At 57.1% G+C, this 26,497-nt stretch carries 30 protein-coding genes and 2 pseudogenes; 17 read left to right on the top strand and 15 right to left on the bottom strand.

What is annotated here, in order from left to right; genetic code table 11:
• Positions 1-58: 58 nt before the first annotated feature.
• Positions 59-811, bottom strand: a complete 753-nt coding sequence (locus C8D77_RS29695) for a Crp/Fnr family transcriptional regulator (protein WP_109670952.1) — start codon at positions 809-811, stop codon at positions 59-61.
• A 563-nt stretch (positions 812-1,374) separates the two neighbouring features.
• Between C8D77_RS29695 and C8D77_RS29690 the strand changes: the two genes are divergently transcribed.
• Positions 1,375-1,806 (top strand): hypothetical protein, encoded by a 432-nt coding sequence (locus tag C8D77_RS29690; protein WP_109670949.1) that lies wholly within the window; start codon positions 1,375-1,377, stop codon positions 1,804-1,806.
• 363 nt (positions 1,807-2,169) lie between these two features.
• Here C8D77_RS29690 and C8D77_RS39130 read toward each other — a convergent pair whose 3' ends face one another.
• Positions 2,170-2,412 (bottom strand): DUF982 domain-containing protein, encoded by a 243-nt coding sequence (locus C8D77_RS39130; protein ID WP_109670946.1) that lies wholly within the window; start codon positions 2,410-2,412, stop codon positions 2,170-2,172.
• A 172-nt stretch (positions 2,413-2,584) separates the two neighbouring features.
• On the opposite strand from C8D77_RS39130, the gene C8D77_RS29680 reads away from it, so the two are divergent.
• On the top strand, positions 2,585-2,896 hold the full coding sequence (locus C8D77_RS29680) for a hypothetical protein (RefSeq protein ID WP_109670944.1): 312 nt from the start codon (positions 2,585-2,587) through the stop codon (positions 2,894-2,896).
• Between the two features lie 249 nt (positions 2,897-3,145).
• On the opposite strand, the gene C8D77_RS38480 is transcribed toward C8D77_RS29680, so the two are convergent.
• Positions 3,146-3,520 carry a KTSC domain-containing protein gene (locus tag C8D77_RS38480; protein ID WP_245951913.1) on the bottom strand — a complete coding sequence of 125 codons (375 nt, stop codon included), beginning with the start codon at positions 3,518-3,520 and terminating at the stop codon, positions 3,146-3,148.
• Between the two features lie 64 nt (positions 3,521-3,584).
• Between C8D77_RS38480 and C8D77_RS39125 the strand changes: the two genes are divergently transcribed.
• Positions 3,585-3,797 (top strand): DUF3606 domain-containing protein, encoded by a 213-nt coding sequence (locus C8D77_RS39125; protein ID WP_109670941.1) that lies wholly within the window; start codon positions 3,585-3,587, stop codon positions 3,795-3,797.
• 533 nt (positions 3,798-4,330) lie between these two features.
• Here C8D77_RS39125 and C8D77_RS29665 read toward each other — a convergent pair.
• Together C8D77_RS29665 and C8D77_RS37785 are read right to left on the bottom strand one after the other, a co-directional pair.
• Positions 4,331-4,858: a YciE/YciF ferroxidase family protein gene (locus tag C8D77_RS29665; RefSeq protein ID WP_109670938.1), complete on the bottom strand. Its 528-nt coding sequence runs from the start codon at positions 4,856-4,858 to the stop codon at positions 4,331-4,333.
• Between the two features lie 167 nt (positions 4,859-5,025).
• Positions 5,026-5,472 (bottom strand): hypothetical protein, encoded by a 447-nt coding sequence (locus C8D77_RS37785; RefSeq protein ID WP_164548594.1) that lies wholly within the window; start codon positions 5,470-5,472, stop codon positions 5,026-5,028.
• Positions 5,473-5,565: 93 nt separating this feature from the next.
• Here C8D77_RS37785 and C8D77_RS29660 point away from each other — a divergent pair, with 93 nt between their 5' ends.
• Complete coding sequence (locus tag C8D77_RS29660) at positions 5,566-6,855, top strand: NRAMP family divalent metal transporter (protein ID WP_206438781.1); 1,290 nt, start codon at positions 5,566-5,568, stop codon at positions 6,853-6,855.
• Positions 6,856-7,070: 215 nt separating this feature from the next.
• Here C8D77_RS29660 and C8D77_RS29655 read toward each other — a convergent pair.
• The 5 genes and pseudogenes from C8D77_RS29655 to C8D77_RS29630 all read right to left on the bottom strand — a co-directional run.
• A pseudogene (locus tag C8D77_RS29655) lies at positions 7,071-7,863 on the bottom strand (hypothetical protein); the annotation flags it as partial.
• Between the two features lie 505 nt (positions 7,864-8,368).
• Positions 8,369-9,196 carry a PRC-barrel domain-containing protein gene (locus tag C8D77_RS29650; RefSeq protein WP_109670932.1) on the bottom strand — a complete coding sequence of 276 codons (828 nt, stop codon included), beginning with the start codon at positions 9,194-9,196 and terminating at the stop codon, positions 8,369-8,371.
• A 619-nt stretch (positions 9,197-9,815) separates the two neighbouring features.
• Entirely contained in the window at positions 9,816-9,986 is a 171-nt protein-coding gene (locus C8D77_RS37780) for a hypothetical protein (RefSeq protein ID WP_164548595.1), read from the bottom strand.
• 80 nt (positions 9,987-10,066) lie between these two features.
• Positions 10,067-10,231: a DUF3309 family protein gene (locus C8D77_RS29640; RefSeq protein WP_109670929.1), complete on the bottom strand. Its 165-nt coding sequence runs from the start codon at positions 10,229-10,231 to the stop codon at positions 10,067-10,069.
• A 963-nt stretch (positions 10,232-11,194) separates the two neighbouring features.
• On the bottom strand, positions 11,195-11,482 hold the full coding sequence (locus tag C8D77_RS29630) for a GNAT family N-acetyltransferase (RefSeq protein WP_245462996.1): 288 nt from the start codon (positions 11,480-11,482) through the stop codon (positions 11,195-11,197).
• 291 nt (positions 11,483-11,773) lie between these two features.
• Between C8D77_RS29630 and C8D77_RS29625 the strand changes: the two genes are divergently transcribed.
• From C8D77_RS29625 to C8D77_RS29610, 4 genes are all read left to right on the top strand, one after another.
• Positions 11,774-12,382, top strand: a complete 609-nt coding sequence (locus C8D77_RS29625; RefSeq protein ID WP_109671181.1) for an alpha-ketoglutarate-dependent dioxygenase AlkB — start codon at positions 11,774-11,776, stop codon at positions 12,380-12,382.
• Between the two features lie 139 nt (positions 12,383-12,521).
• On the top strand, positions 12,522-12,962 hold the full coding sequence (locus tag C8D77_RS29620) for a DUF2231 domain-containing protein (RefSeq protein ID WP_109670924.1): 441 nt from the start codon (positions 12,522-12,524) through the stop codon (positions 12,960-12,962).
• Positions 12,959-14,308 (top strand): PQQ-dependent sugar dehydrogenase, encoded by a 1,350-nt coding sequence (locus C8D77_RS29615; RefSeq protein WP_170136860.1) that lies wholly within the window; start codon positions 12,959-12,961, stop codon positions 14,306-14,308. The genes C8D77_RS29620 and C8D77_RS29615 overlap by 4 nt, the downstream gene beginning before the upstream one ends.
• A gap of 165 nt (positions 14,309-14,473) precedes the next feature.
• A complete protein-coding gene (locus tag C8D77_RS29610) occupies positions 14,474-15,091 on the top strand; it encodes a flavodoxin family protein (protein WP_109670922.1) in 618 nt (205 codons plus the stop codon).
• A 222-nt stretch (positions 15,092-15,313) separates the two neighbouring features.
• Here the strand turns inward: C8D77_RS29610 and C8D77_RS38475 are convergent.
• Positions 15,314-15,463 (bottom strand): annotated as a pseudogene (locus tag C8D77_RS38475) (DUF1236 domain-containing protein); the annotation flags it as partial.
• Positions 15,464-15,940: 477 nt separating this feature from the next.
• Here C8D77_RS38475 and C8D77_RS29600 point away from each other — a divergent pair.
• A complete protein-coding gene (locus C8D77_RS29600) occupies positions 15,941-16,159 on the top strand; it encodes a hypothetical protein (RefSeq protein WP_109670919.1) in 219 nt (72 codons plus the stop codon).
• Positions 16,160-16,275: 116 nt separating this feature from the next.
• Here the strand turns inward: C8D77_RS29600 and C8D77_RS29595 are convergent, their stop codons facing one another.
• Entirely contained in the window at positions 16,276-16,995 is a 720-nt protein-coding gene (locus tag C8D77_RS29595; protein ID WP_109670917.1) for a Crp/Fnr family transcriptional regulator, read from the bottom strand.
• A gap of 182 nt (positions 16,996-17,177) precedes the next feature.
• On the opposite strand from C8D77_RS29595, the gene C8D77_RS29590 reads away from it, so the two are divergent.
• Positions 17,178-17,414: a DUF6894 family protein gene (locus C8D77_RS29590; RefSeq protein WP_109670915.1), complete on the top strand. Its 237-nt coding sequence runs from the start codon at positions 17,178-17,180 to the stop codon at positions 17,412-17,414.
• A gap of 38 nt (positions 17,415-17,452) precedes the next feature.
• Here the strand turns inward: C8D77_RS29590 and C8D77_RS29585 are convergent, their stop codons facing one another.
• Positions 17,453-17,686, bottom strand: coding sequence for an FAD-dependent monooxygenase (locus C8D77_RS29585; protein WP_170136859.1), 234 nt, complete (start codon positions 17,684-17,686; stop codon positions 17,453-17,455).
• Between the two features lie 148 nt (positions 17,687-17,834).
• On the opposite strand from C8D77_RS29585, the gene C8D77_RS38975 reads away from it, so the two are divergent.
• Together C8D77_RS38975 and C8D77_RS38970 are read left to right on the top strand one after the other, a co-directional pair.
• Positions 17,835-18,206: a hypothetical protein gene (locus C8D77_RS38975; RefSeq protein WP_245462997.1), complete on the top strand. Its 372-nt coding sequence runs from the start codon at positions 17,835-17,837 to the stop codon at positions 18,204-18,206.
• A 19-nt stretch (positions 18,207-18,225) separates the two neighbouring features.
• Positions 18,226-18,405, top strand: coding sequence for a cbb3-type cytochrome c oxidase subunit I (locus C8D77_RS38970; RefSeq protein ID WP_342770060.1), 180 nt, complete (start codon positions 18,226-18,228; stop codon positions 18,403-18,405).
• 198 nt (positions 18,406-18,603) lie between these two features.
• Here the strand turns inward: C8D77_RS38970 and C8D77_RS29575 are convergent, their stop codons facing one another.
• Together C8D77_RS29575 and C8D77_RS29565 are read right to left on the bottom strand one after the other, a co-directional pair.
• Complete coding sequence (locus C8D77_RS29575; protein ID WP_109671179.1) at positions 18,604-20,121, bottom strand: calcium-binding protein; 1,518 nt, start codon at positions 20,119-20,121, stop codon at positions 18,604-18,606.
• Positions 20,122-20,473: 352 nt separating this feature from the next.
• Positions 20,474-21,226 (bottom strand): class I SAM-dependent methyltransferase, encoded by a 753-nt coding sequence (locus C8D77_RS29565; protein WP_109670908.1) that lies wholly within the window; start codon positions 21,224-21,226, stop codon positions 20,474-20,476.
• Positions 21,227-21,509: 283 nt separating this feature from the next.
• Here C8D77_RS29565 and C8D77_RS29560 point away from each other — a divergent pair, with 283 nt between their 5' ends.
• The 5 genes from C8D77_RS29560 (at position 21,510) to C8D77_RS29540 (ending at position 26,382) form a co-directional block, all read left to right on the top strand.
• Complete coding sequence (locus tag C8D77_RS29560) at positions 21,510-23,024, top strand: oligosaccharide flippase family protein (protein ID WP_164548598.1); 1,515 nt, start codon at positions 21,510-21,512, stop codon at positions 23,022-23,024.
• Between the two features lie 25 nt (positions 23,025-23,049).
• Positions 23,050-23,832, top strand: coding sequence for an FkbM family methyltransferase (locus C8D77_RS29555; RefSeq protein WP_109670904.1), 783 nt, complete (start codon positions 23,050-23,052; stop codon positions 23,830-23,832).
• Positions 23,833-23,872: 40 nt separating this feature from the next.
• A complete protein-coding gene (locus tag C8D77_RS29550; protein ID WP_109670901.1) occupies positions 23,873-24,628 on the top strand; it encodes a nucleoside/nucleotide kinase family protein in 756 nt (251 codons plus the stop codon).
• A 96-nt stretch (positions 24,629-24,724) separates the two neighbouring features.
• Positions 24,725-26,032: an O-antigen ligase family protein gene (locus tag C8D77_RS29545; protein ID WP_109670899.1), complete on the top strand. Its 1,308-nt coding sequence runs from the start codon at positions 24,725-24,727 to the stop codon at positions 26,030-26,032.
• 110 nt (positions 26,033-26,142) lie between these two features.
• Positions 26,143-26,382, top strand: coding sequence for a Trm112 family protein (locus C8D77_RS29540; RefSeq protein ID WP_109670897.1), 240 nt, complete (start codon positions 26,143-26,145; stop codon positions 26,380-26,382).
• The last annotated feature ends 115 nt before the right edge of the window (positions 26,383-26,497 follow it).

Raw genomic sequence — 26,497 nt, 5'->3', positions numbered from 1 at the left:
GAGACCTGCTTCGGCTAAGGAGCTTCTGGAGATGATGTCAGGTGTGTTCACCTGGCTCCTAGCCAGAAACCGCCGTGGACAAGGGGAAATCAAATCGGCTGATACCTCCGATCAGGCGAGCGTACGCAGCCTCCGATTTCCCATAGGTGCCATTTGCATGTACCTCAAGGCCGGCGCGGTCGCGAATGGTGATTTCCCCTCGTCGCGAACGGATAAGCCCAAGCCCTTCGAGCACCTGCAGCCCCACGGTAACACCTGGGCGCCGCACACCGAGCATCACTGCGAGAAACTCATGGGTTATTGCAAGATGGTTTCCAAGGACCCGATCGTCGCACATCAGCAGCCATCGCGCCAAACGGTCTTCCACTTTTGCTCGCACATTGCTTAGAGCGGTATAGCTGCCCTGAATGTGGAGATAGTGGACATAACGCAAAAGAAAGAGCCGCAGGCTAAGGCTAATCCGAAGAGCGGCATTGAATGGTTCCGCTTCAATTCGGACCGCACTACCCGCCAACTGGACGAAGCATTCATGCGCCGCGACGTCGACGCCCATCACCAACGCAGTGCCTGTCATTCCGTCGAAGCCGATGAGTCCGACCTCGGCGTCGCTTCCGTTCGGGCCCCTCGCAACAACAGAGCCGAGACCTTCCTCAAGGAAGTAGACCGCCTCAATCTTTGAATCGGCAGTCTCCAATCTCATTCTCAAGTCGAGGGTACGCCGCTCAAAGTGCGGCTCCAGGAGCGCGAGGTCATTCGCGTTCAGCCGACCCAGCAATCCATTCTTGTAGGAAAGGTTTAGTGGATTGGTCATAGCTCAATCCCGCTTGGGGCAAGAGCCTTCCAATCTCCCTGTCGTTCGCGCCCGTGCAAACGTGCGGGCGATCTGGTGACTTTACGCCTTGTGGCAAAGAAATGACAGCGGAAAGCGAATTGATGCACGGCGGCTCCTCCGTCGGATTATTACAAGGACCCACGGAGAAGGTTAGTGTTGGAAACGTACAGAACCGAGATTGGTACGAAACAGACAATCTTGTCGGACCCACCTTCCATGTCCTTTGGGATCAGCTCGACCAGGATTCCACGCCTCTCTTCAGCGCGGTGTCGCGAAAGTCGCGGTTATTGAGGTGAAGCAGGTCAGCGGGGTGGCGAACTGTCCAAAATAACCCGGCTTTGAAACCGTTCTGGGCGGCTTTGATCCCATTTTGGGGGGACGTGGGTCAGTTCGAGCGTCGGCAGCGGCGGAGCAATGCGCAGCATTCGTCAAAATTTGGTAATCGCGATTGTCCGTCGAGAAGCCGCCTACCCGGCCTTGTCGGCGCGTCGTCGCGCGATAATTTTTGTTGAGAAGGGGACTTCGATCAAAAGGAGCCGACCATGAAACACCAAACCCTAAGCCAACTGCAGACAATCGCAGAAGTGGAACCCTTGTCGACATACCCGATCATGACCCGGCAACAGCGCATCGAGCGCTGGGCAAAGTTGCTGGACGAACATCCCGAGCGACGCTTGGGAGCGCTGACTGGCACTGAGCATCTGAAGGGGCAAGCCCGCGACGCAGCACGCAATGAGGGCTCACCAATCACAGTGGCCCTCGAGGATCCGGTACTACGTGCGGTCGGCCTGAAGGATGACACCTATGGAGAAGCAAAACGCTTCTTCGAACTGTCTGACTGGGAATTGCACGACATCGTCTGCAGTTGCCATGTCGGGACCACGATAGGAGGGCAATGGGCTGCCGCTAGAGTCCGTCGGACAATCGCTGAGAACAGGTTTCTCAAATGGCTCAGGGAGAGAATGTGGCACTGAGATTGCCTAGAACGGCGACAACGATTGAAGCTTGTTCGAAGCGCGGTGGGTGCACGATTTCGCGGGACCAAGTGGCGCTCCTTGGTCCCGTTCTTCCCGCAATGCGGTTGCTCCTGTGAATGCACGAGTTGTAGAGGCGAGGGGGCAGCAGGGCAAGCCGCCTTGTCCATAGAGGAGGCGAGACCCTACGCAATGCAGCGCCGTGCATGAAGGCTTCGCCGCCGGTTGCGGCAAGTGACCGGCGGAAACGTTGAGACCGTAGCGGGCTGACTGGCTTTTCGGGCTGATCAGCTGGCACGATGCGACTGGGTTGTGGTGGCGCCGCAAGTGCAAAACACAGCTGGTGAGATGAGGCAAGCGACTCTAATCGGAAGGGAGCAACATCTGTGCTTCCTTAGCCGCAGCCGCGAAAGCCTTGCATATTATTTGCGGGTTAATAGGATCGCCCTCCAAAGCTGACCTGCAAAGGATCATCGCCTTGTGCCATCTGGGGCCACGTTTTGCCCATTTGAGGAGTTCGTCGGCAGCTACTTCGACGTGGTCGATCCGTTGGCGCGAGCCTGGCAAATCGGACCTCACATAGACTGGAGAAAGGAACGCGTGCATCGCTTGTCCGCGCTATCAAAAGACCCGCCGACCTTCAGCCGGCGGGAGGGAGGTCTGGAGTAGCCAGTGTGACCTGGCGTGTGAAAACGGGCGGATAAGCTTTTTGTTGCAGTTCACCGACGGAATATTAGCAGTCCCTTGACGACTAGGATTTCCGCCCCAGAGTCTCTTTATGGCTTGGAAAGTTACGGACATCAGCATAGGCGACGAAGTTGCGATAACCGTGACCGTGCTTAGAATGCTGGATGGTGCGCGAGCAAGTGTCAGCATTCCGTCCTATGCCTTTCCCCATTCGATGCCAGCACCAAAGAGGACCGAACCGGGCGACGAACTTGAGCTCAGAGGGAAGGTCAGTCGAATCGATGCAGAATCCCAAAAGGTCACCTTGAAGGCTGGCGGTTTGATCACCGTCGATGCCGATGCGATTACTGACTGGACGCCCGTTGCGCGCACGACGACGGCTCTTCGAGATGAGGTGCGCTAGCGACTCCGATTAAAGAGAAACATGGAAGCCCGAGCCGGGCCAAATTGGTTCGCATGACTTAGAACAGACCCGCCCGGCTGGAGTCGTCCAAGCGAGGAGGCCATGGTTCCTGGCCGAGTCTAGTCCATGAGGCCGAAGCCCTTGCGAAAGCCAATCATGACGACTGAAAAACTTACTGCCTGTCGGTTGCGCTCACCTTAAATGGCCGAAAACCAAGCCGCAAACCGGCGAACTGGTGCTCCGAGCAGATCATCCAGAATTGTTATCGGCCAGACGATATCGGAAGCGATTGCGAATATGTTCGTTGAAATAGCGGCCCTTGGCAAAAGCGGAACGGAACTCGGCAAAGATTTCAGGCGGCACGCCCTCAAACTCATACCGTTTGCCGCTGGCCACAAACCACACAGACCGGACTCGCTTGTCAGGATCATATTCGGTTTTGCGTATTGAGGTTGAGGGCATCCGGGAACACCTCTTTACATAACCCTCGCCGGCCACCTCGAGGGTCGAGGACACCTTCGGCAAACGAAGATTTGCGCCGGCCGAAAGTTCCATCGGCGGGAAAAAATGCAACCGCAGATGCTCCCAGCTTGCGCGCACCAGACGTACCGTCAGCGTGCACATGAGCGGCAACTAAATAGCAACTCTTGCGTTGGCGAAGATATAGCGTGAGCACGGGAGACTACGCATGACGGCCGATGCGGCAAACCTTTATCCTCGCGACCGGGACCGAATTTCGGGCAGTGAAGCTTATGTGGTTAGGCAACTTGCACGGCAGAACGGCATTACCACAACCCAAGTCCACGAGCTAATCAACAGGTATGGCGGCAGCCGCACGAAGCTAATTGCTGCGGCGAAGCTACTTCGCTCCTCAACTGGACGGCTTAGCGCAGGCGAGTAATTATTGGATCTCTGATGACTTTCCAGCCATGGACACCTCCTGCGGCGAACGCTCGATCGCCAAATCTAGCCGACTTCGGATTCAGAAACATGCGGCCATGCGGCTGCATTACGATCTTCGCTTCAAGCTTGATGGTGCCTTCAAGTCATGAAAAAGACCGTGACCTGGGCCGACTACAATGGGATGGATTCAGCAAAGCTCGCCGCATGACTTCGAAAGCGATGGCGCCCCGACAAGGCCCCCAGGCAGTGCAGGTTCGAACAGATTTTAGAAAGATGAGAGATTTCCAGCCAGCGTATGTTTGCAGCGCCGCGCGTACCTTGATCCTTCCCATCGGATCAGTGTGAAGCTGCAGATATCGCGACCGACTCAATCAGGGACTTCATAGCCCAAGAGGTTCAACGCTTGTTAGCCTGGCCACTAATGTGTTGAAGGTCATTCGATAGTAGGGATTCTCTCCGCGTAGCGATCCGGCCATAGAAGAAAAATGGCCCCGGCGGCCACGCCGGAGCCATGGAAAAACCGGCCGCAATTCAAGCTGCTTGCAGTTCGGCCGCCCGGTCGTTCACCCCGCCTTCACCCAGTGACGTCAGGGCCTCGTCGGTAGCTTTCTCTTCCTCGAGGGTCGCGTTTAGCAATTCAACCACGTTATCCTTGCCAAGGGTGGTGGCCCAAGCAATCAACGTGCCGTAGCGAGCGATCTCGTAATGCTCGACAGCCTGCGCCGCGCCGACGAGCCCGGCATCCAGGGACGTCGATCCTTTATACTCATCGAGTATTTCCGATCCTTCCTCCAGAATGCCGTCGATGGCGGGGCAGGTCTTGCCGCGCGCAGGCGCGCCGAGGATTTCGAAAACCTCCTCGAGCCGTTCTACCTGGCCTTCGGTTTCCGCAAGGTGCTTTTCGAAGGCCGCGGTGACCTGCTCGTCATCCGCGTTCTTGGCCATCTTCGGCAAGGCCTTCAGAATTTTCTTCTCAGCATAGTAGATATCCTTGAGCCCATCGAGGAACAGATCCTCAAGGCCCTTGGTCTTGGCACTTGCCTTCTTGGTGGTTGCCATCGTTGTGTCCTCCTTGTTTGAAATGACCCGTTGGGGCATTTTCTAACCCGGAGAGAAGCCGGGAGTTCCCCTATCCGCATAATATTTGAGACTCGTCCCCCGGGCTGAGACGAGAAGACGAATACGACGACAAGCTGGGCATTAGGCACCGCCGGCTATTGGTGTGTTCATGCCGTCGGCGGATCGCCAGATGAGTTCATGTGGGCGAATGAGAAGCCGGGAACGCTGGCTTTGGCGATCGCCATCATGGCGCCTTCGATCCGGCCGAGAACGATGCGCTGCCGGAACCTGGGCCTTCCCCGCCAATCCAAACCAGGTCTGATTGAACGCAACGCCTGCGTTCCCCGACTTGCGACTATGTTGATAAGTTTCTGAGGCAGCACGGAAACGGATTTCCATCGCACCTGCTCGGTCTGATCGCAACTGCGGTAGTACCCGTCTGGCTCTTTGCGGTCCATCTGCTTGGCCAATATGCTCTGCACGGGCAATCCCGCTTCGAGCAGGATGCTCAAGACTGCAACGCATTGATCCGTGCTTTTTTGTGCGCATTGAAACGGGATGCTCTTCCGCCATTCAATGATCCACCATTCACCGAGGCCGACCTCCCGCGCCATTCTTTTAGCAAATCCTACTATAATGATTCTAGCGCTGGAGCCTTTTTCTGGTCAGGTCGTTGACGGACTGAGGGCATCTTGGGAACGCGAGACTTGACCACGAAAATTACGAAGCCTGGATTCGGTCGCGCCAAGCCTAGGTTGCTCGATGTGCTTGGCCCCGGCCTTATCACCGGAGCTTCCGACGACGATCCAAGCGGCATCGCCACGTATTCACAGGCCGGCGCGCAATTCGGTTTCGCCCTGACGTGGACGATGCTGTTCAGTTACCCTCTCATGTCGGTAATCCAGGAGATCAGCGCACGCATCGGCCGCACGACGGGGCGAGGCATCGCCGGCAACATGCGAGCCTATTACCCCAACTGGCTGCTTCAGGCGGTCGTTGCCCTGCTCCTTATAGCCAACACCATCAATATCGGAGCTGACCTCGGAGCCATGGGAGACGCCTTGAAGCTTATCGTTGGCGGTCCGGCTGTACTTTACGTTGTTGTCTTCGGGGTCATGTCGGTCGGGCTCCAGGTCATTCTGAAATACCACCGCTACGTTTCGATACTCAAATGGCTGACGGTCTCACTGTTCGCCTATTTCGGCACGGTGATGTTCGTTCAGGTCCCTTGGGATGAAGTGGCAAAAGGTCTGCTCATCCCGCGGTTCTCGGCTGACGCGTCGTTTTGGACAGCCGTTGTCGCGATTTTCGGCACCACAATCAGTCCATATTTGTTCTTCTGGCAGGCTTCCCAAGAGGTGGAGGACGAAAAGGCCAAGCCTGGCCGCAAGCCGCTCAAGAAGGCGCCAGCGCAGGCGCAGCATGCAATTCATCGCATCCGCCTGGATACTTATGTCGGTATGGCGTTTTCCAACCTGGTCGCCCTCGCGATTATGATCACAGCCGGCGCGACCCTTCACGCCAAGGGCATCACAAATATTGAAACAACCGGCCAAGCGGCTGAAGCATTGCGTCCCGTCGCCGGTGAGTTTGCATTTGCTGTCTTCGCGCTCGGTGTTATCGGAACGGGGCTGCTTGCCATTCCGGTTTTGGCAGGCTCGGCCGGCTATGCCCTTGGTGAGGCGCGCAAATGGCCTGTAGGCCTCGAACGCGAGCCGCTGGCGGCTAAGGCGTTCTACGCGACAATTGCGATAGCGACGCTGGCCGGTACCTGTCTCAACTTCACGCCGATCAATCCCATCAAGGCGCTCTACTGGAGCGCAGTGATCAACGGCATGGTGGCTGTGCCCGTGATGGCAGTTATGATGCTGATGACGGCTCGACGGGATGTGATGGGCAAGACAACCGTGCCACTGGCAATGCGGCTGATGGGATGGGTTGCGACAGCTATCATGGCGGCTGCAGCTATGGTGATGATCTTTCAGCTATCCACCTGATTTCTAGTTCGGATGGAAGAGAGCCGACGATTGGCGGTGCGCAGCGAGCCGTCGAAATTCTGTCGGGGCTCGCACGCTTCTCCTCGCCGCGGTCAAGCTTCCTAGTGATCGCGTCCCAACTCCGCCGACCAAACCCATGCGCGAGATGATAACTTCGCCGCGGCTATGTCCGGTGTCGAGGTGACAGTTGAGGATTCCGGATGCTGAACGTCGTTGCTGCGAGCAAACAGTGCCTCCTCCTCGTCTCTCTGCATCCCACCTACCGCTGCAGCAACGCTTGCTATGAACGCCCCAATCACTAACGACAGGGCGCCCAGCAGCGCGAAACTGGCGCTGGCTTTCCGGACAGTGTCGGCGGTTGCTTTGGCCTTGTTTCTTGCAGCCTCAAGGTTGGCAAGAACAGTGTCGACCCTGGTCTTCGCATCCGTCTCCGACAGACCAGTGCGGGAAGCGACCAGTCGCGTCAGGTAGGTTTTATCGTCAGCTGAGACCTGGCCGTTTGCGGAGCTGGTGATTAAGATGCGTGTTGCTTGTCCGATGGCGGATGCATCGTTTTGGCCAGCTGCGGCTACTGTTCCGGTATCTGTTGGCCGAAACAGCGTATCGACAAAATAGCCGAGAAAATTATCAGTTAGGGGTGCCACGCTGCTCGCTGCTGAGGAGGTCCCACCGCGGCGCCAGGGGCCACGGTGGAAGTTGCTTGCACACCCGAACCCAGCGCTGAGGAAAGAGCCGTGCCGAGAACACCGGCAACCAGTAACGTTGCTAAGGCCCAGGCGAGGAACCGTGAGCGGTGTCACGAAAGTAGACTTCGTCGGTGTGGACGTTCACCCATTTGGTGAGCAGCCGACCGGTAAGATAGCCGCCGACACCCGCTGATAGCCACTGCACCACGACAAGCCAGGCAGCGGTCGAAATCGCGAAGGTTGTGGCGGAGGCGCTCGATCCAGCCGATGACGAAGATTCGGTGACCGGCGAGACGTCGGTCGGTGAAAGGATCGTTTGCATTTCCACCCCCTAACGCGCAAAGAGCATGATCAGAATGATGATGGGGATCGGAACCCCGAGCAACCATAGCAAGATACCGCGTCCCATGAGCTCCTCCTAATAAAACGCTGAGACGAAGTAACAATTGCTTGAGGGTCGTTTCGTTCCGACGACCGTTTTCGAATCCTGTGATTTGCTTCCGTCCGCTGTCGGCTTAAGCCGCGCTTGATAAAGCCAATTACAGTATCTGAACTTCATCAGAAAAGCAGCCGCTGCCTTCATAGCAGCCGCGCTTGCGCCGATCCTGCTCGGCGTGGCGACTGACTTTTACGTGGCGGTCACGGTGCCGCTTCCATAGTAGGGAATTGGCAGGGGTGGGCGCCATCTTGGTTGGAGGAAGCTTGCTGTCCTTTGGTATCTCGTTCCGCTGATCACTCGTCTGCCGATTCGAACCGCTCAACTTAGACGCTGAAATCGAATCGAGATGAGCCCGCAAACCAAAGTTCGCGGGCTCGCCTTGACGAACTCACTTGACGATCAGGCGCTGTTTATCCCGCGACTGCACATAGGTGCCCTTGTCGTACGCGGTCTGCGCCGTAAGTTGGTCTTTGGTGAAATTTGTGTAGAGATATTTATTACCGTCCTTGTCTGTCATGAATTTGAGTTTTTCAAAGCCGACAGCCACCTCCTTGGCGCCGATGCCGAGGAAACCGCCGACGTCGATAATGACCGCATCAATCTTCTTGTCACCGGTCAGCACCACATCCCCGATCTTGCCCACATTCGCATCGTCGGCACCATAGACAGTTGTGCCAATCAGATCCTCAGCGCGGATTTTGTCGATCGGCATTTCAGTGAGTGTCGTCCTATCGACCGTTGTTGCCGAGTTCGCCGGCGCCGGCGTCACGGTCGGCGTCGCGGGCTTGGTCGAAGCGGTCGAAAGGGAGGCATCGTATGCCTTTGTATCGAATGCGGGCAGGGCCGTCAGTTCCTCCTTAGTCGCGCTGATGACCAACCATCGCTTGCCGTTCTTTTCGGCCCACTGGGCCTTATCGAAGTCGTAAGCGACATTTTTTTCACCAACCTTGAGAAAGCCGCCGACGCCGATGATCAGAAACTTAGCTGTGCCGTCCTTCGATAGGAGGATGTCATTTACTTCGCCGATATCTTCGGCATTGTCGCCGGTGCCATTGTAGACTTCCACTCCCATGAACTTCGAGACCAGCTTGCCATCAGGAATAGCTTGGACGGCAACATTTTGGGCAGCGGTTGCAGCAGATATCACATTGCCTGCATAGGCACCGGATGCGATGAACGTGGCGAGTGCGGTGGTAGCAAGGAGCTTATAGAACATGACGTACCTCGTGCGGTTTGAGTGCGCGCCGCTTCATATGAGCGCTCCTCAAACAAACCATTCGCTAAGGCTAATGTTCCATTGCAAACAGCGGTTTATCAATCTTCTCGGGGTTTTCTAGTCCCGTAATGCGACGATGACCTGTGGCATAAGGGCAGGCCGCGAGGAACAGTCCGTCATGCCAGCCCGGCCTTCGGTCTTATAGCGCTCGACCCGGCGCGCCACTCTTGGCCAAGACACCATACGCCCGCACCGCACAGGCTTTGCAAAAGGTGCCTTCTCTCACGCAGAGGCGTGAGACGGGCATGCTTGTGGCGCGCATCCTTGTCATTCGGGGCCTCCGGTGTGTGCCAAAGCCTGGTAACTCCAGTCTCCTCGGTCCAGTCCGATGGATAGCCTCCTGGATAGGGGGACATCCTAGGGCTGCTTCAATCGCGCTGCACGGCGGGACTTCCCGAGCCCTTCGCCATCAACCGTTTGCACATTGTCTTGGTGTTGAAATCTTCCAGTCTTCACGCTCAGCCATTTTAAGTCCGTCGAAGAAACTTCGCCACCCCATCGGCGTTGGAGCATACGAAGGGAACATTCAGCTTGGAGACCCCCTGTGAGGAATTTTTTGCTAACGCGTTCGAAATCGATAAACCCTGATTGAACAGCCTGAAGGGGTCGCCATCAAAGCAGCGCGGGCGATTTCGATTGCTCGGGGGCTGGCAAGGTCTGCGCTGGCAAGACTTTCGTCGAAAGTCTTGGTCTTGCCGAATTCGACGGTCTCAAAGCGGAACTTGGCCATAACGACCTCCTTCCTTTAGCGGAATGCCCCGCTGTGGTTGCACTCCATTTCAGGAAGCTCAGGGATCGCTGGCTGATGAGCTAGAGACGACCGAGGACAACCAGAATGATGACAATGATCAGCAGTAAACCGAGGCCGCCGCCCCCATAGTAGCCGGTACCATAGAAGGGGCCGCCGCCGAGGCCGCTGAAGCCGCCAAGCAGAGCAAGGATCAAAATGATGATCAGAATTGTGCCGAGACCCATGTATGGTTCCTCCGTACTAACCCCGCATGCAGGCACGTGCAGCGCCTATGCGCTGAATATGAACTCGAAACGAAGCTTTCTGTTCCGGCGTCGGGGAGATTGCCCCATTGTTCCTTGGCCTTAACCTTGAACTGCAGCCATTTGCCTTGATTTGATCCAGTCCGTGATTTCCTTTCCTTCTGTTGAGAGACAGTGCTCAGCCTCACCGACCCTTCCTTGTTAGGGGAGAAGCGGGCTGATCAGGGATATCTAATCGGCAGCAGTTGAGGGGACAGCTGGCAGAGGATGAACCCGGGTCGATAACGAATTGTTCCGGAACTCCCAGACGAAATGCTCCGGTGGCAAAAAAAGCCGCCAGCGGCTAGCCAACGGGCTCGAAGTTCTGGAGTAGCCAGAGTGAAATTGGCAAAGGTCAACGCGCGGTGGAGGGCGTTGTTGCGCGGCGCATCCACTTTGCGTCGAGAAGCGCGTCCTCGATGCTGCCCGCCGCGGTGGAACAATCATGCCCCATGTCGGTTTTCCACGCAGGCCGCATCGGCTTGGAGGCAAAGAGAACAGGATTGGTTCCCCGGCTTCACACCCCGGCCCCACCGGCCCGCTGCCTGGCAAAGCGTATCGACACTCGTACCGTCAAGCCTCGCAAGGGAATGCCAACCCTTCGCTTGAGCAAAAAGGAGTTCCAGGATCGGTATCGCAGACAGTTCTGGGCTGCTTTTCGACTGCCGCTGCGCTCTGTCACTGGCCATGCTCCTGCTATCCCAATCATTCTTTGGGACAAATCCACGGGAAGCATCGCTTCCTGGATCATATCACGGCCACGGGTGAGACTTTGACAGCAACGTATAGCCGGTCTCTTCATCGTGAGGCTTGGATTCCGAAAGGCGTTTGGTGGAGGGGCAAGCCGTTAACCGGATCGCGCGCCCAAGGTTGGCCAATCACCTGACCGCAACGGCTAGCTGATGTCTACGTCCAAGTTTTTCGATGACAGATGCGGGCGTATTGCTCAACTCCGAAATCGACCCGAGCGAATTCCTCATAACTTTGGCTGGTGTAGGACTGGCGCGCCTGGAAGCTGCTCGTTTCCACGACAGCTCCCTTGCACCCGCGTCGTCTCGCTTCCTCCTCGACCTGGGCCAAAAGGCGCGCGCCGAGCCACCGTCTACGCAGATGCTGGGGCAGGAAAACATATCGAGAAACCAAAGCCCGAGTTTCGTCCGTCCCAAAGGCCGCCCAATATCTTTCCGGACGCATCGCATAACTCGGCTCCGATCGACGCCCGATCATCCACTTCGGTGGTTTCTACATTATACTTGTACAGGGCGGCAGCCTGCGCCTTTGCCTGCTCGGCATTCGAAGGCTGATCCGGAAATTCCTGCATCGGGAGCATGCTGATAGAACTTACTTCGTGACTTCGGGTTGCGAGGTTGGAGGTCGATGTCCGGGTATAGAGTTGGGGCCACGAACTTCGTTGCAGGATCCGCGACGAAATGTGGCTCGGTTCCTGACATTGCCTGATGGGCTGGCCTTCACCATCTAGCCATGATGTCGACGCTCAAATCAAAAAAATCCGGCGCATCCCTGCGCCAGCGCGATCTCTTCGGCGCCGGCGACGATCTGCCCGAAGGCTTCGTCTATCAGTCGGAATTGATAACACCACAGGAAGAAGCGGAGCTCGCCCGGCATCTTGAAGGCCTGCCCTTCGAGGCGTTCGATTTCCATGGCCATCTGGCAAACCGGCGCGTCGTCGGTTTTGGCCTGCGCTACGACTATGACAGACGCGAGGTCCTTGAGGCGCCGCCCATACCCGACTTTCTGCTACCCCTACGCGTGAAGGTTGCGGCCTTTGCGAGCCGGCCCGCCGAGGCCTTCGCGCAGGTATTGATCAACGAATACCGACCCGGCGCTGGCATTGGCTGGCATCGAGACAAGCCTCATTTCGAAGATGTAGCCGGCGTCTCGTTGCTGGCGCCTTGCATCTTCCGGCTCCGCCGAAAGAGCGGCGCCAAATGGGATCGCCGGACCATCGGCGTCGAGCCAAGGTCGGCCTATCTGATGACCGGACCATCGCGTACGGAATGGGAGCACAGCATTCCGCCGGTTGACCTGCATCGATACTCGATCACCTTGCGGACTTTGCGGTCTCGAAATTGAACATCGCTTTGCGCTCTTGCTGAGCTTTGAAATCGCGTTGCGATGCTTTCACGAGTTCTTGATCGCAAACCGTCCTGGGGAACCTCCCAACCCCAAGATGGTTTGGAAGACAGATCCAGCTTTCAAAGGTAGAGATTCCATGGCCAGGACGGAATCCAACTCGTTGGTGGCCAAGCGCCCGTTCTATAAAACGCCGATGGCGGTGGCCAAGGCGTGTTTCATCGGTACGCTGCTGACCGACGTGACCTATTGGCGAAGCGCGGAAATGATGTGGGCCGATTTTTCCGCCTGGCTGCTCTTCGCCGGCCTGGTCGTGGGCGTGCTTGCGGCTCTAGCGGCCCTTGTCGATTTGTTCACCGGTCGACTTTCCGGTGCGGCAAGGTCTGCGTGGCCCTCACTTCTCGGCAACCTCGTCGTGCTCGTCATAGCGTTCTTCAACGCGCTCGTGCATAGCCGCGATGCCTGGACCTCGGTGATGCCGACAGGGCTCACCCTGTCAGTCGCGGCCGTGATCGTCCTGCTCCTCGTGTGTTTGCTGGGATGGAGTTCCGACCACAATCGAGTGGAGGTGGTCGAATGAGCGCCATAGTGTTCTCCAGCCGATATGTCCAACGCGCGGCAGGTCTCGGTCTGCTGTGCGGATTGCTCCTCACACTGCCGGCGTGCAGCAATGATGAGCCGGACCCAGGTGACCAGGTCGGAGCGAACCCGACACTGCCTCAATTGGCTCAGTATCTTATTCCGCCGATGCACGTCGCTTCGATCATCGGGTGGAAACAGGATGAGACGCCGACGGTCGCCAAGGGCCTGCAGATCAAAGCCTTCGCGAAAGGACTGAAGCATCCGCGCTCGCTCTACACACTTCCGAACGGAGACATTCTCGTGGTCGAGTCCGTGGCGCCGCCCGGTGCTGCGATCAAGCGTCCGAAAGACCTGATCATGGGCTGGATCGAGTCCATGGCGACCTCGGGCGGGGGCAATGAAGGAAGCAACCGCGTCACCTTGCTGCGCGACACGAACGGCGATGGCATGCCCGATGTCCAGGACATATTCCTCGATCATCTCAATTCGCCCTTCGGCGTGGCCCTGGTCGGCAACGATCTCTACGTCGCCAACACCGACGCCATCGTGCGTTACCCCTACACCACGGGCGACACCAAGATCACCGCCCCCGGCACCGTACTCACACCGTTGCCTGGTGGGCCGATCGACCACCATTGGACCAAATCCCTTGTCGCCAGTCCTGACGGGTCGCTGCTTTATGTCGGGATCGGCTCCAACAGCAATATCACCGAGAACGGCATCCAGGCCGAGAAGGACCGGGCCGCGATCTGGGAGGTCGACCGGGCCACCGGGCGCTATCGCATTTTCGCGAGCGGGCTGCGCAATCCGAACGGGCTGAGCTGGGAGCCGCGGAGCGGGGCGCTGTGGGCGGTCATCAACGAGCGTGACGAGCTTGGTCCCAATCTGGTTCCCGATTACATGACATCGGTCAAGGACGGTGCGTTCTATGGCTGGCCCTACAGCTATTACGGCCAGCATGTCGATCCTCGCGTGATGCCGCAGAGGCCGGATCTGGTGGCGAAAGCTATCCCTCCGGACTATGCCTTGAGTTCCCATGTCGCACCGTTGGGCCTGGTGTTCTACACCGGAACCAACCTGCCGGACCCCTATCGCAACGGCGCCTTTGTCGGCGAGCATGGCAGCTGGAACCGCAAGCACTTCAATGGCTACAAAGTCGTCTTCGTAGCGTTCAAGGACGGCCATCCGCAAGGCAAGCCGCAGGATGTCGTCACCGGCTTTCTCGACAACGACAACAAGGCGCATGGGCGGCCCGTCGGAGTTGCCGTCGACAAGGCGGGGGCGCTGTTGATAGCGGACGATGTCGGAAACACGGTCTGGCGCGTGACGTCCGCATCCCGGTAGATATTTCTTCTCGTATAACGCGTGCCGCGAGAAACAGCACCGAGCCCGCTGCCTTTCTCTTCCGGAACAAGTCTTTCAAGATGGCGTTGACTGCCATGTGATCCCGTCGCGAAGGCAACAATGCCGATTGATCGGGGGGCCCTCGAAACAGTCAAGGACGTTCAAATGCAGCTGACAGCCTTCGCCCTCAATTGCTCTCTCAAGGCCTCCGGCGACAAGGAGAAATCCTCCACCGACCGCCTGCTTGCCGACCTTCTGGCAGCGCTGGTACCGCATGGGGTCAAGGGCGAGATCGTGCGTTCGCTCGATCATGATATCAAGGCCGGTGTGCTTTCAGACATGGGCAAGGGCGACGACTGGCCGAAACTCAGGCGGAAGATTCTGGCAGCCGATATTTTCGTGCTTGGGTTGCCGATATGGCTCGGTCAGCCCTCGAGCGTTGCCAAGCGCGTGCTGGAGCGCATGGATGCGTTCTTGGACGAAACCGATGGCCAGGGGCGCATGCCGGCGGCCGGAAAGGTTGCTCTGGTGGCCATTGTCGGCAATGAGGATGGGGCGCATCACTGCCATGCTGCATGCTTTCAAGCCCTGAACGATGTCGGCTTCACCATTCCCGCCAACAGTGGAATCTACTGGGTCGGCGAAGCCATGGGCGATGTCAATTATATCGACCTGCCTGAAACGCCGGAAAAGGTTGCCGCCGCGATCGAAATGACTGCTTCCAACGCTGCCCATCTCGCTGGCTTGTTGAAAGGCGAAGCCTATCCTGGCGTCTTGCGGTGAAGGTCGGTCTGGGTGTTGGCCCTCTGTATCCCAAACGCCTGAATGCTCCAACCGAAAGCCACGCCGGTTCGTCCCTTCATCGGTGATTGCCCGCGATCGCCGGATGGCAATAACGCAGCCCGTCGTGCTGCGGGCAAGACGGGCTGCGGGTATCATGCTAGGAATGAGCACGATCTTAAATGTATCCGGGTCAACGATGACGATCCGGCCGTCGGCGAGCACGAAATACTCATATGTCTCATAAGCTGGGACAATCTTGACGATGCGAGCCGGCAAGCGATGCAGCCTGATCTTGTGACGCGGCACCTCGATGCCTACGGAAACCTCGAAATCGACATTGGCTACGGGCTCGACCTTCGTCTCTTTGATCATCTGGGTGATTTGGGTTTTCTGTTCGACCGTCACATTGTCGAAGCGGTCGAAGTCTTATGCTGCGTAGAGTCTTGCCTTGGGCCTGCTGGTCCGTAGTAGCGCCGGGCTTGCCTTGGGCCTGCTCACCGGCCTTGGCCCCGGTCTTGCGGTTAGCGGTTCCGGCGGCGCAGTTTGTATCTGCTCCCCGCTGGCTTTCCGACTGTTGTTGAGCCATTGCCGTTCCACAGCCAAGCCCGATCACCAGCATGCTGGTGACGGGAACTGTTTCATACGAAAATCTCCCTGAGAAAGTCGTCCCTTCACCGGGTCGAACTTCATCAAAAAGGGTTGGTTCCAGGATGCAGGCGAAGGACTGCCAAAAGTCGCCGCCATGAGGACGGAGCACGGCACATTCGGCAAACCACAGGTCCATCAAATTTAAATGACCGGACCTTCGTTCGATGGGACGCTGATGTCTCGCCAGATCAGGAGGAAGGCGTGGCCCATCCCCAACGCGAAAACGACGAAAAGTTTGAACCCAGCGGCGCCGCCGTAGAGCCGCGCATTGAGGTCGTCGAAGCGTGTGGCGAATGGTTCGTCCGCGTGGTCGGAGACGACCAACAAGTTTGCCGTCAGTTCGAGCTCGAGTCCATCGCCCTTGCCTATGCGGAAGGCCAGCGCAGGCGTTTGAAGCTTGCGGCCATTGTGCGCCTTTAGCAGGCCGGTTCCACATATGGGTGAGCTTGGAGGACATGCCGATACGTCCCGCAACGTTGCCTGTCAGTGGGCACCATTAGACGAGGCAAGCAGCGCGGCGACTTGAAGCAAGTCGCTCACCTGGGTTCGTTGTTCATGCTTAGATAGGTAGGATCGAACTCGGCAAGCTCTGCAAGCTGATCCCAATCCAGAATGGTGACCGTGTGGTTCACCCAGGTGATGACCTTGGTCTTTTTCAGGGATCCGATCACCCGGTTCATATGCACAACCGACAGACCCAGCACATCGGCCATCTCCGCTTGCGAAAGGGGCAGGTCGAAGCTCATGCCGCTGGTGCGCTTGACCACCTGCAGGCGAACGAAGAGTTCGCATATGAGATGGGCGAGATGCGAAGTCTTGGAGCGCCTGCCCATTGCCACGATCCATTCGCGATGAATGGCGCCATCGACCAGTGTGTCGAGCCACAACAGGCGGGTCAGGTGCGGCGCCCGTTCGGTAATTGTCCTCAATTTGCTGTGGTCCGCGAACATGACACGGCAAGGAGAGAGCGCAACGATGCCGTGGTCCATCGTCTTCAGCAGGAAGGCGTGGAGGTCGACGAAGTCGCCAGGCACCTGCAAGGAGGTGAACTGCCGGCCACCATCCTCGAGCACTTTGTAGCGTGCCGCCAGGCCGTCGAGCAGCATCGTGCTGTAGGCTGGCCGCGATCCTGTCGAGACGAGGTCCTGGCCCTTTTCAAAATCTCTTCCAAAGGTGACCGTCTCGGCGAGCACAGCCTTCTCTTCGTTCGATAGATCGTCATGCTGACCAAGTTGCAGATAAAGGGGTTCCAGCATGGCGGCCTCGGGGCGATCGAAGTGGGAAGCCGATCGCCTGTATGTCGGGAAGCCGAACCCTAGACCATCGGAAGATGACAAAAGCTACCATTTGACAGGCTGCGCCAGTTTTCGTGCAAATGCTAGTGCGCAGGGGGAACCATTCGCATGTCGACGTATTTAGAACGCTGAGGCTTCCATGAATGAAACGTTACTATTTCGATCTTTATAACGGCGACGGCCTGGTCTCGGACGAGGTTGGCCAGCTGTTCGAATCCCGAGAGCAGGCAAGAGCGGAAGCAGTTCGCATCTTGCATGACATTGCTCGCGATGAAATGCCGGATCGCGATCTCGTCAAGATAACCCTTAAAATGCGTGACAAGGGTGGGACGCGGGTGTTCGAGGCGTCTCTCACCCTCAACGCCGCCTGGACCGCCTGACAGCCTCATCAATACAACGATGCAGGAATGCGTGGCGGCTAGTTCGTATGGCCATCGTCGATGTCGGCATCGGCCATGCTCCATTGCCTGCGATGCGTATATCCTTCGAACTCCACGGCCATGGCTTGGCGCACCGCGCTTTGCGCGCCATCGGCTCCGAAGACATAGTCGAAACTTTCTTGGCCGTGGGGTGTGTCGATCCGCGCTGCGGAAGCGTCACCGGCTTCCTGCAGGCCGATCAGCGTATTGCGCCATCCGACCGCAGATCCCAAATTCCGCCAACCGCGCAGCCATTACGGTTTCTGTGTCCCCCCGCGGCAACGACAGCAGAAAATTGTAACGACGAGGCAGAACCGAGAAATCAATCCGTCCGAGGGATTGGCCGTTGGCGTGAAACAGGCTCCGCGGATTTTCAGGCCATTGGCCAGCAACTGGGCGGCGACGTCGCTGGGTTTCCAGAATATCGAGGCTGTGCGAACTCATGCCGACCGCCTTGGCGAGCGGTGCCGGTCCGTCCTTGCGGTCGATGATTCGGGATACAACGCCGCGCCTAGCCATTTCAGGCCTGTCGGGCCGGCTCCGACAATCAGGATGGAGGGATCGCGCCATTGGACATCAGCTTTTTGGCAGCGCGTAAGCGATGACATCATCGCCAACTTTCGTCTCCATGAAATGATGGCCGCCGGGAGCTATGACGACGTACTGCCTGCCATCTACCTCATGATCCTGCCCGGCATGGGAGTGGTCTCCGAGGTTGCCCTGTTTCAGCCGGCGGCCGCTGTTCGGCTATAAGGCCGTCGCCCTGTCCTCAATGGCAATCGCCGTGTTCGGCCTCCTGGTAGGGGGCCACCACATGTTCGTCTCCGGCAGTCAAGCCTATGCCGGCCTGCTGTTCTCGTTCCTGTCGTTCTGCGACGCCATTCCCTCGGCGATCAAGGTGTTCAACTGGAGCCTGACGCTGCGCCAGGGATGCAGACCTCACTGTTCTTGAAGGCAGGCCATGTGACCAATCCGAATTTATAGTTCAAGCACAGCTTGATGCTGTGGCCTTCGTTGTCGAACCCGGTGTTTGACGCCAAACTCGATGGTCTGGTTCCAAGGTCTAGATAAACATATTCGGGTTTCGGTGACCAATGGTCATCGAATGATACCGTCGGGCCTTTGATGAGGCCCGGACGTTTTCGCAAGCTTACGTTACGATGAAGGAAGACGCCGACAATGACAAGTGCGGAGAAAGAGTGGCGAACTGAATCTGATGTGCGCCGTGCGAGCCGTCGCTGTCGAAGGAGAGTGCGCCGGTCAAACTGTTGTAGACAATGTGGTCGGTGGTAGCATGTGCACTCCTTCCGGTGTGGAACGCTGCGGAGGGAAGCGTGCCGACGTGAAGCCCTGCAAACACGGTATGGTCGAGGTGGATCTTGTCCTGGGTCACATCGAAGTCGGTAATCTTGTCGACGTTGCCGGCCTTGAGGGCAGAATGGAAGATGAAGACATCCTTGCCCCCATTTCCGGTCAGGACATCTCGCCCGCCCCCGCCTTTGATGACATTGTTGCCAGCATTGCCCTCGATGGTTTGAGAGAATTCATTTCCCGTGAGATTAATGGCGGTGGTGCCGGACCGGCTCGTGGTCGCGAGATGCTCGATCTCCGAGCCGGCCGAAAGCGCATAGCTCACCGATGCCCGCACGGTATCGTTGCCACTGCCCTGCAGTTCCACCACCTTGTCGCCGGTGTTGTTCACATAATAGGTGTCGTTGTAGCCACGGCCGATCATCGTGTCGGCGCCCGTTGTGCCGTGAAGTACATCGGCACGGCCGGTGCCGTGGAAAACATGATCGCTGGTCGACGGCACTGTGCCGGTCGACGGCAGGGTGCTGGTTGGGGGCAAAGAGTTGGCCGGCGGTAGCGTGCTGGCCGGAGGCACTGTGCTGGACGGCATAGCATTGCTGGTCGCAGGGATGCTTGCGCCGCTTTGGTTATGTTGCAAGAAAAAAGCCTTTAATGCCGCCGAGTCTCCAAGAGCCGTATCGCCTTGCTGGGAGCCCCAAGCATACGCGTAGTCGAAGGCGGGTGACGGAACCAGCTTGGCAAAGTGGTCCATCATGGTCTGTTCTTGAGCTGCGGTGGGCACGACATATTGGCCACCCGTGTCGGTTTTATAGTTGCCGCCGCCAAACGCCTGGTAGCCTGGAATCATCTGGCTCACCGGGATGCCCGCTGCCTTGGCGGCAGCGACGTATCGGTCGATCATGTTGTAGTCGACCACGCCACCCGTTCGCACAGGATAGGCATCCACCCCGTAGTAGTCGATATGCGTGTTGGCGGGATTGTAGGTATTCGAAAAATCCGGGTTCGCCGACGTCCCCAAGCTCATCATCGTGATATAGGTCTTGGCGCCTGGCAAATGTGAATGAATCCAGTCGGATTCTGCCATCAGATTGGCGGCGCTGGCGTAAGTACCCCACTTGCCGGTCGGGTCTGGCTCGTCAACAAGGAAGAAGCCAAATACCTTCGAATTGCCGATGAAGGGTGTGACTTTCTGGATAAAAGACGAGGATGCCCCGTTGACCTCGTTGAGCCAGACCAAGCCTTTCATGCCGGACGGCAGTGCGTTGAGCTGGTCAACGGATGAAACGTCAGCCAGATTGAATCCGGCCGTTGCGATGTCGGCGCCCGATCCGCCTGACGTGTAGTGGAGAGTTGTCATGCGCTTTCCTTCAAGTGATTCGGCGCCCGCCCCCTGCGTCGTCGTAGTCGAGGGATACATTAGCGCCAAATCACATACATGCACCCATTGAGAGATTCGTTGATCAATGGGAAGGAATGCGCTGGCGGCCCCCCTCTATTCAGCCATTCTGTGGATTGTGCTAGGCTTGGCCTATGCCACGGAGTGCGGTCTGCAGTTGTTGAGGTTCGATCAATATCGTGAGAACGGCCTGGGTGCTCGGCTTCGGACCACCGGCGCATTAGGCGAAGCGGTGTGTATCAGTCTTTAACAACTATCGGCGGCCTGGTCCCGTGATGGCGGTGCGCTATCGAAAGGCCTTCAAACCGGCACGTCAAGCCTTTACCTTCTCAAGGACGAACAGCCGTTCGCAGGATAGCAGTGGGAGAACGCTGAAGGAGTCCGTCAGGGCGAGCCCGACTTCTTCGAAATCCTGTCGCGCAACGTCAAGTCTCACGGGATGGGGTGCGGAAATTCCTCCGGTAATCATCTTTCGCAGCTTCAGACGTATTCGCTGGAAACGAGTTGTCAGACCGTAGGATACGATTAGCCGATAGCTGGAAATGCGCGCCAGTTCATTGATAATGTCTCGTCTGAGATGGGGCGGAATAAGATGGATGAGCCGGAGACAGACTACCGTGTCAAAGCTCTCGTCGGCGAACGGAAGCTTTGTCACATCGCACCGGATGAATCCTCGAAAACCCGGCTGACCTTCGTACGAGGTCTTTGCCAAAACCATCATTTCCATTGAGATGTCCGCGGCGAGCACCTCGCGACCTTGCTGGCTCAGCACCTGAGCCAGCTTCCCGGTTCCACAAGGGACATCCAGCAGTCGAGACGGACGCGGGCTGCATCTCTCCAGCGCCTTGCCGATGCAGCGCTGCTCTCTTCGGGCGATGATGTACGATGCCAAGCTGGAGAGCTTCAAACGGCCCTCATACCCCTTCAGGTACCAACTCGCAATGCTTGGATCTTGGTACTTCTGTTTGGTTGCAAGCTCATAGCTCGCGACCTCGTCGTCGTAATTGACAGGTTCAGTGATGGGTGCGTTCGATACGGCGCGAGCCATCTTCAAATCCTCGATCATCGGCTCACTTTCGCTTTTGTCTTCTCTTGTCCGGTGTTCGTAACCGCTTTGCCAAGGTTCAAACTACCGTTGGCTCGCGATGCGCGCGATTGGGCGCGGCTCGGAAGTCAGCAACCCGAAGGCGTACGTTGCGGAAGCGAGGCTTCCAGAACGCGCAATGTTTTGCATCCATCGAACGGATGAAGACTTGCCCGGAGTTGACGTTACCGTGCTTGCCTCACGGATGCACCGCGGGAAATTCCCGATCGACCTTTGTCGGGAAGTGGGAGGAACGGAAAAGCGGATGGAGGAGGAATCCAGAAAATCGGTGAAGGAAACGATGCAGTTGGAACGCCAGCACGCAATCGCGGCAACGTCCGTTTTCGATGATTTGGCGACTGACGACTTTGAGCTAAAACGCGATAGCTGCAAGAGGGGTTTCGAGCCACCTGGCCAGCAGCTGACTGCCAAAGAAGGGACCGGCAGTCATGGTTTAACCCGACGCCTGTCTCACGCAAGCGTTTGGGCCTTGTTTATTTACGCGGCGGGTGCCGGGTTGACCTTCGTAACCCAGATCGCGATCGCCCGTCTGGTGGGCGCGGCGAGCTTTGGAACCTACACCTACGTGTTCGCCTGGATCACGCTTTTGTCTTATGGCTCGACTCTCGGTTTTCACGTGGCCGTATTGCGGTTCGTGCCAGCATATGAGGCAACAAACCAATTTCCGATGGCCCTCGGGTTCATCCGTTTTGGATCCAAAGCCTGCATCATATTGGCAATTCTGATCGCGGCGGTTGGCGCGCTGATCGTGGTGGAGTGGCCTCACCATCTGGAACCGGAGCTTGCCATCAGTGTGTTAATCGGCTTGGCGACGCTTCCGCTAATCACAATCTATCTCACCGGCGCAGGCGTCGTGCGCGCCTTTGGGGGTGTTATTTCCGCACTCCTGCCCGAGCGAATTGTCCGTGACGGACTTATGCTCGCCCTGCTCGGCCTCGCAGCTTATTTCACGCCGTGGCGGTTGGACGCGACGGCGGTGATGTGGATGCTGCTGATCAGTTCAGCCACCGCAGCCTTCATAACGGGTGTCAGCGTCTGGCGCCTGTGGCCCGCTGGCCTAAGTGCCGCGCCGCCGACCTATGCCTTCAAGGATTGGTGGCCTTCGCTTCTTCCCATCATGATCATGACATTCGTGGACGTTCTGATGAACCGGACGGCTGTGGTGCTGCTCGGAAAAATCGGCTTCATAAAGGGGGCCGGGATATTCGGGGTCGGATCGAACATCTCGTTGCTTCTCACTCTACCACGTGTTGCGGTGAGCACCGCTTTCGCCCCGGCTATCTCGCGCCTGTTCGCGCGTAAGGATTTGACGGGACTCCAAGCACTATTCGCAAGAGCCACAATATTGTCCTTTGCGGGCGGCGTGGCGCTGGCGCTTCCACTGCTCGTGCTTACCGAACCGGTGTTGCGTGCGTTTGGAGGTGAATTCACCTCCGGCGCGCTGATAGCTCGGATTCTGATAGTGGGACAGCTATTCGCGGCGGCAGTAGGGCCGCAGCAGCAACTCTTGACGATGACAGGCCACGAGCGCGCCGCGGCTATACTGATGTCTGTCGCGGCACTCGTTAATGTCCTTGGTTGCATCGTAGGTATCGCGTTGAATGGAGCTGTTGGGGCAGCCATCGTCACCAGCGCGACGGCGGTTTTCCTGAGCGTTTGTCAAGCGATCTACATCCGCTCCCGGTTAGGGATTCATCCCGGATTAATCTGGGCGATCAGACATGTGCGTGAAGCCGTGATGGCGGGTCAGTTGCGCTAGCAAACCAATAAAATGGAGTCGATGGATGCTCATGGCCGCAGAGGGATTGACGACAAAGTTCATCGGAAAGACGCGGCAATCAGTGGACGTTTTGCGAACTGATGGGCTTGGACGATTCCTTCAACTCTCGGCCTTGTCGCTAAGCGAACCGCTTAGGTTTCAATGGCTTCGTCGTCGTGTTGCGGCCGATGCACGGCAAGCATTGACTAGACTAAAGGTGGCAAAGCGAAGCCGCGGCTTGTTTATCGATTGCGGCTCGAACATTGGCCAAGGTTATAAGTTCTTTTCTCAGTACTTTACGCCAGACCACTATGACTACGTCCTGATCGAACCCAACAAAAATTGCTTTTCGTATCTTTGCGCTTTGTGCACTGGGGAAATAAATATTGAGATCATCGGCAAGGCGGCCAGCGTCAGGGACGGTCAAGTCGAACTATTTGGCCCCCCCGCGGACCGGGCGGAGCCCACTCACGAAGGTTGCTCGATTGTCGCGGACCACAATGGAAGTCTGTATCAGTCAGAGAGGTTTGCACCGGATCTTGTCGAAACGTTTTCACTGTCGCAGATGATTCGAGCAAAGCGTGATCTATACGACATTGTCATTCTAAAGCTCGATGTTGAAGGCGCTGAGTATGACATACTCGACGACGTTCTCAGCTCCGGCACACATCGTGATATCTTCGCGGCATATGTAGAGTTTCATTCTCTGTATGTGCGGGGTTCCGAGAAAAGACGAAAACAAGTCGTCGAGCGCGAAATAGTACATGCTTTCTCGGATGCAGGCACTCGCTTCAGAAGATGGATATAATATCCCTGGTGAAGGGCTATCTCTTGGTTTGGGTTGAACAATGATCCTAGAGTTATTCGGGCCTTCTGCTGCCGGCAAGACGACCTTGGCGTCTGAGTTGATGCGCCTTCTGAAAATTCAGGGATACACCGTCGTATTACAAATCGGGGATCGCCGGCATCCGCTCAAAAGAGCCGCCTTAAAGTCATTTTCGAGTTTGTATTTGAGGTGGACAGGACAGCGATCTCCGGCTGCGGAGATGCTTGAAATGTTTCCGCCTAGGAACGAACTGTGGGCCATTCGTCTGAAGTGGCATCTAGAAGTTCTTATCCGGGCTTGGAGTATAGCTCAGGCGTCCGATGACGTTATTTCAATTTTTGATCAGGGAATGGTTCAATCCGTCTGCTCACTCATTTTATTCAGCGGCATAACCGATCGTGAGAGCTTGGCGCGCGCTCTTGATTTAGCGCCTAAACCGGACCTGCTCATCCGATTACAGGCGCCGAGAGAAGTTCTAGAGGCGCGCCTTCGGGAACGCCGGCGTAACCTTGGCATCATTCAACAGCTTCTCGAAGTCGATCTACAGAGCAGTCTCGATCATATTGATCACGTCAATCTCGTGGTCGAGCAGCTTGAATCACACCGACTTCCCACGATTTGCGTCGAAAGCTTGGATCCAAGCGGCCTCGCAACCGCTGCCGAAGTTATAGCACAGCAAGTGCGCGAAAGATTTCACGCAGCACAGGCGAGGTCCCTCGTCATTGGTCCTGAAAGGGACGCGGATTTCAATCAGACGGCGCATCACTATCATGTCTGACATTGGAGAAATTGGTCCGCTCATTTGCAAAAGGCGCAACCGCGCGAAAGTGGCGACATCATGTGACCTTAGCTCGCCTTCGCCTGGACGCCGCAGATGGTAATCCGAAATGTGCTCTTGGCCTGCGGTGTGGTGATGTCGTACGCGACACAACTCACCGTACCCATAGTGCACACCGGTTACGGCGAAACATTCCTCGTGCTTTGGATACTGCTCTCGATTGGACGTATCCTTGGCGGCGGCCGCATGGAAGCCTCGCCCGTCTTCGCCAAGCTCGCCGGCTTTTGGGCACTTATGGCACTTGCTCTGGGCCTGGGCATTATCGTTGGGTACCTGACCACCGTCCTGTATCTGTCCCCGTTACTGCACGACCTGCTAGCCTATCTCTTGCTTGCCAGTGTCACCTGCCTGGCCGCTGCTGAGCCCGATGCCGCTCGCCATCTTCGCGATTGTGCCTGGTGGGTTGTCGCAATCGCCAATGTTGGCCTTGCCATTCAAGTGGCACTTGGCTGGGGGTGGATCAGCCAGTCCGGTGTCAATCCGTGGTACTGGGATCGCTTCTGCGGTTGGTCAGATAATCCAAACCAGCTTGCACTTTACTGCGCGCTCTTTGGACCTCTGGCCTTGCACCTTGCAACGACCGCGACCAACCGCTGGGGAAGGTTCTTAGGGCTCTGCGGCTTGATCCTGCCGTTCTATGTCGGCAGGCTGACCAAGAGCGATACATACTTATACACCACGATCCTGACGGGTCTGATGTTCCTGGGATTGCGGACGCGGACGTGGCTCAAGACCGGCGGTGGAAACTCAAATCTTTCCCGCCAAATCGGCCTCTTGTTCATAATCGGCTTACTGCCGCTGGCAATGGCAATGACCCCCTATGTCGTCACCGGGTTCGACAGCGCCGAAGCGTTCGCCAAGAGCCTTACGAAGGACAAGGGCGGTCAAGCAACCGAGGACACTATGGCGCTTCGCCTTTACCTCTGGAGCGAGGCAGTGGACAAGGGCCTTCGATCGGGATCGCTGGGGCTGGGCCCTGGTCCGCACATGGAACGCCCCCCTGTCAGCAACCAGCAATTTCTGCCACACCCATTCGAGGCGCACAGCACATTTCTTGATCTGTACAGTCAAGGTGGGTTCATTGCAGTCCTGGCGTTGATGTGGATCGTCGTTTCTTCCGCCATATCCGCTTGGCGCGCGAAATTTGACGCCCTGCTAGCCCTTTTGGGTTCGATCATCATCTTCAGCATACCGCACTTGATCATACGCCATCCGATCATGTGGTTTGCACTCATGATTTGCCTGTTTGCGGGGAGTCCACGGATTACAGCCGCAGCGCGAATCTCGCGAGACGGCTTGTATGTCGGCAAGCGCGCTCGCATCTTGCATGTCGCCCAAGAGTGACCTCAGTTTTTGGAAAACGACATGCCATGAAAACAGATACCTAAAGCGCGTCGCATGAAACCGTTTCAACGCGACCCGCATTCTTACCTTGGCCAGGAAAGGAATAGCAGATGGATGCCGATAGACGGGAGAAAGAGGATACTTCGTTCAATCCCAGGCTGTTGGACTGGCTGGTATGCCCAATGACCAGGAGCTTACTTGCCTGGGATGCAGATGATAAGGAACTCGTATCGAAAGCCGCCGGACTTGCCTACCCGATACGCGATGGCATTCCGATCATGCTGGCGTCGGAGGCACGAGCGATCACCTCCGCAGTTGTCAAATCCAGTGCCCCAAGCCGAAAACTCTAGGCCGCATTCCGACGCAGGCACATGAAGGAAGGTGTGCCGCAGGATATCGCCCCCTTTGTCGACGGACCTCTCCGTGCTTGGCCATCATCCCGGCAGTACGGACCACGTTGACACA

Source organism: Mesorhizobium loti, from assembly GCF_003148495.1.
Lineage (GTDB): Bacteria > Pseudomonadota > Alphaproteobacteria > Rhizobiales > Rhizobiaceae > Mesorhizobium > Mesorhizobium loti.
The sequence above is the reverse complement of the archived record's forward strand: the minus strand, read 5'-3'. Positions and strand labels throughout refer to the sequence as shown.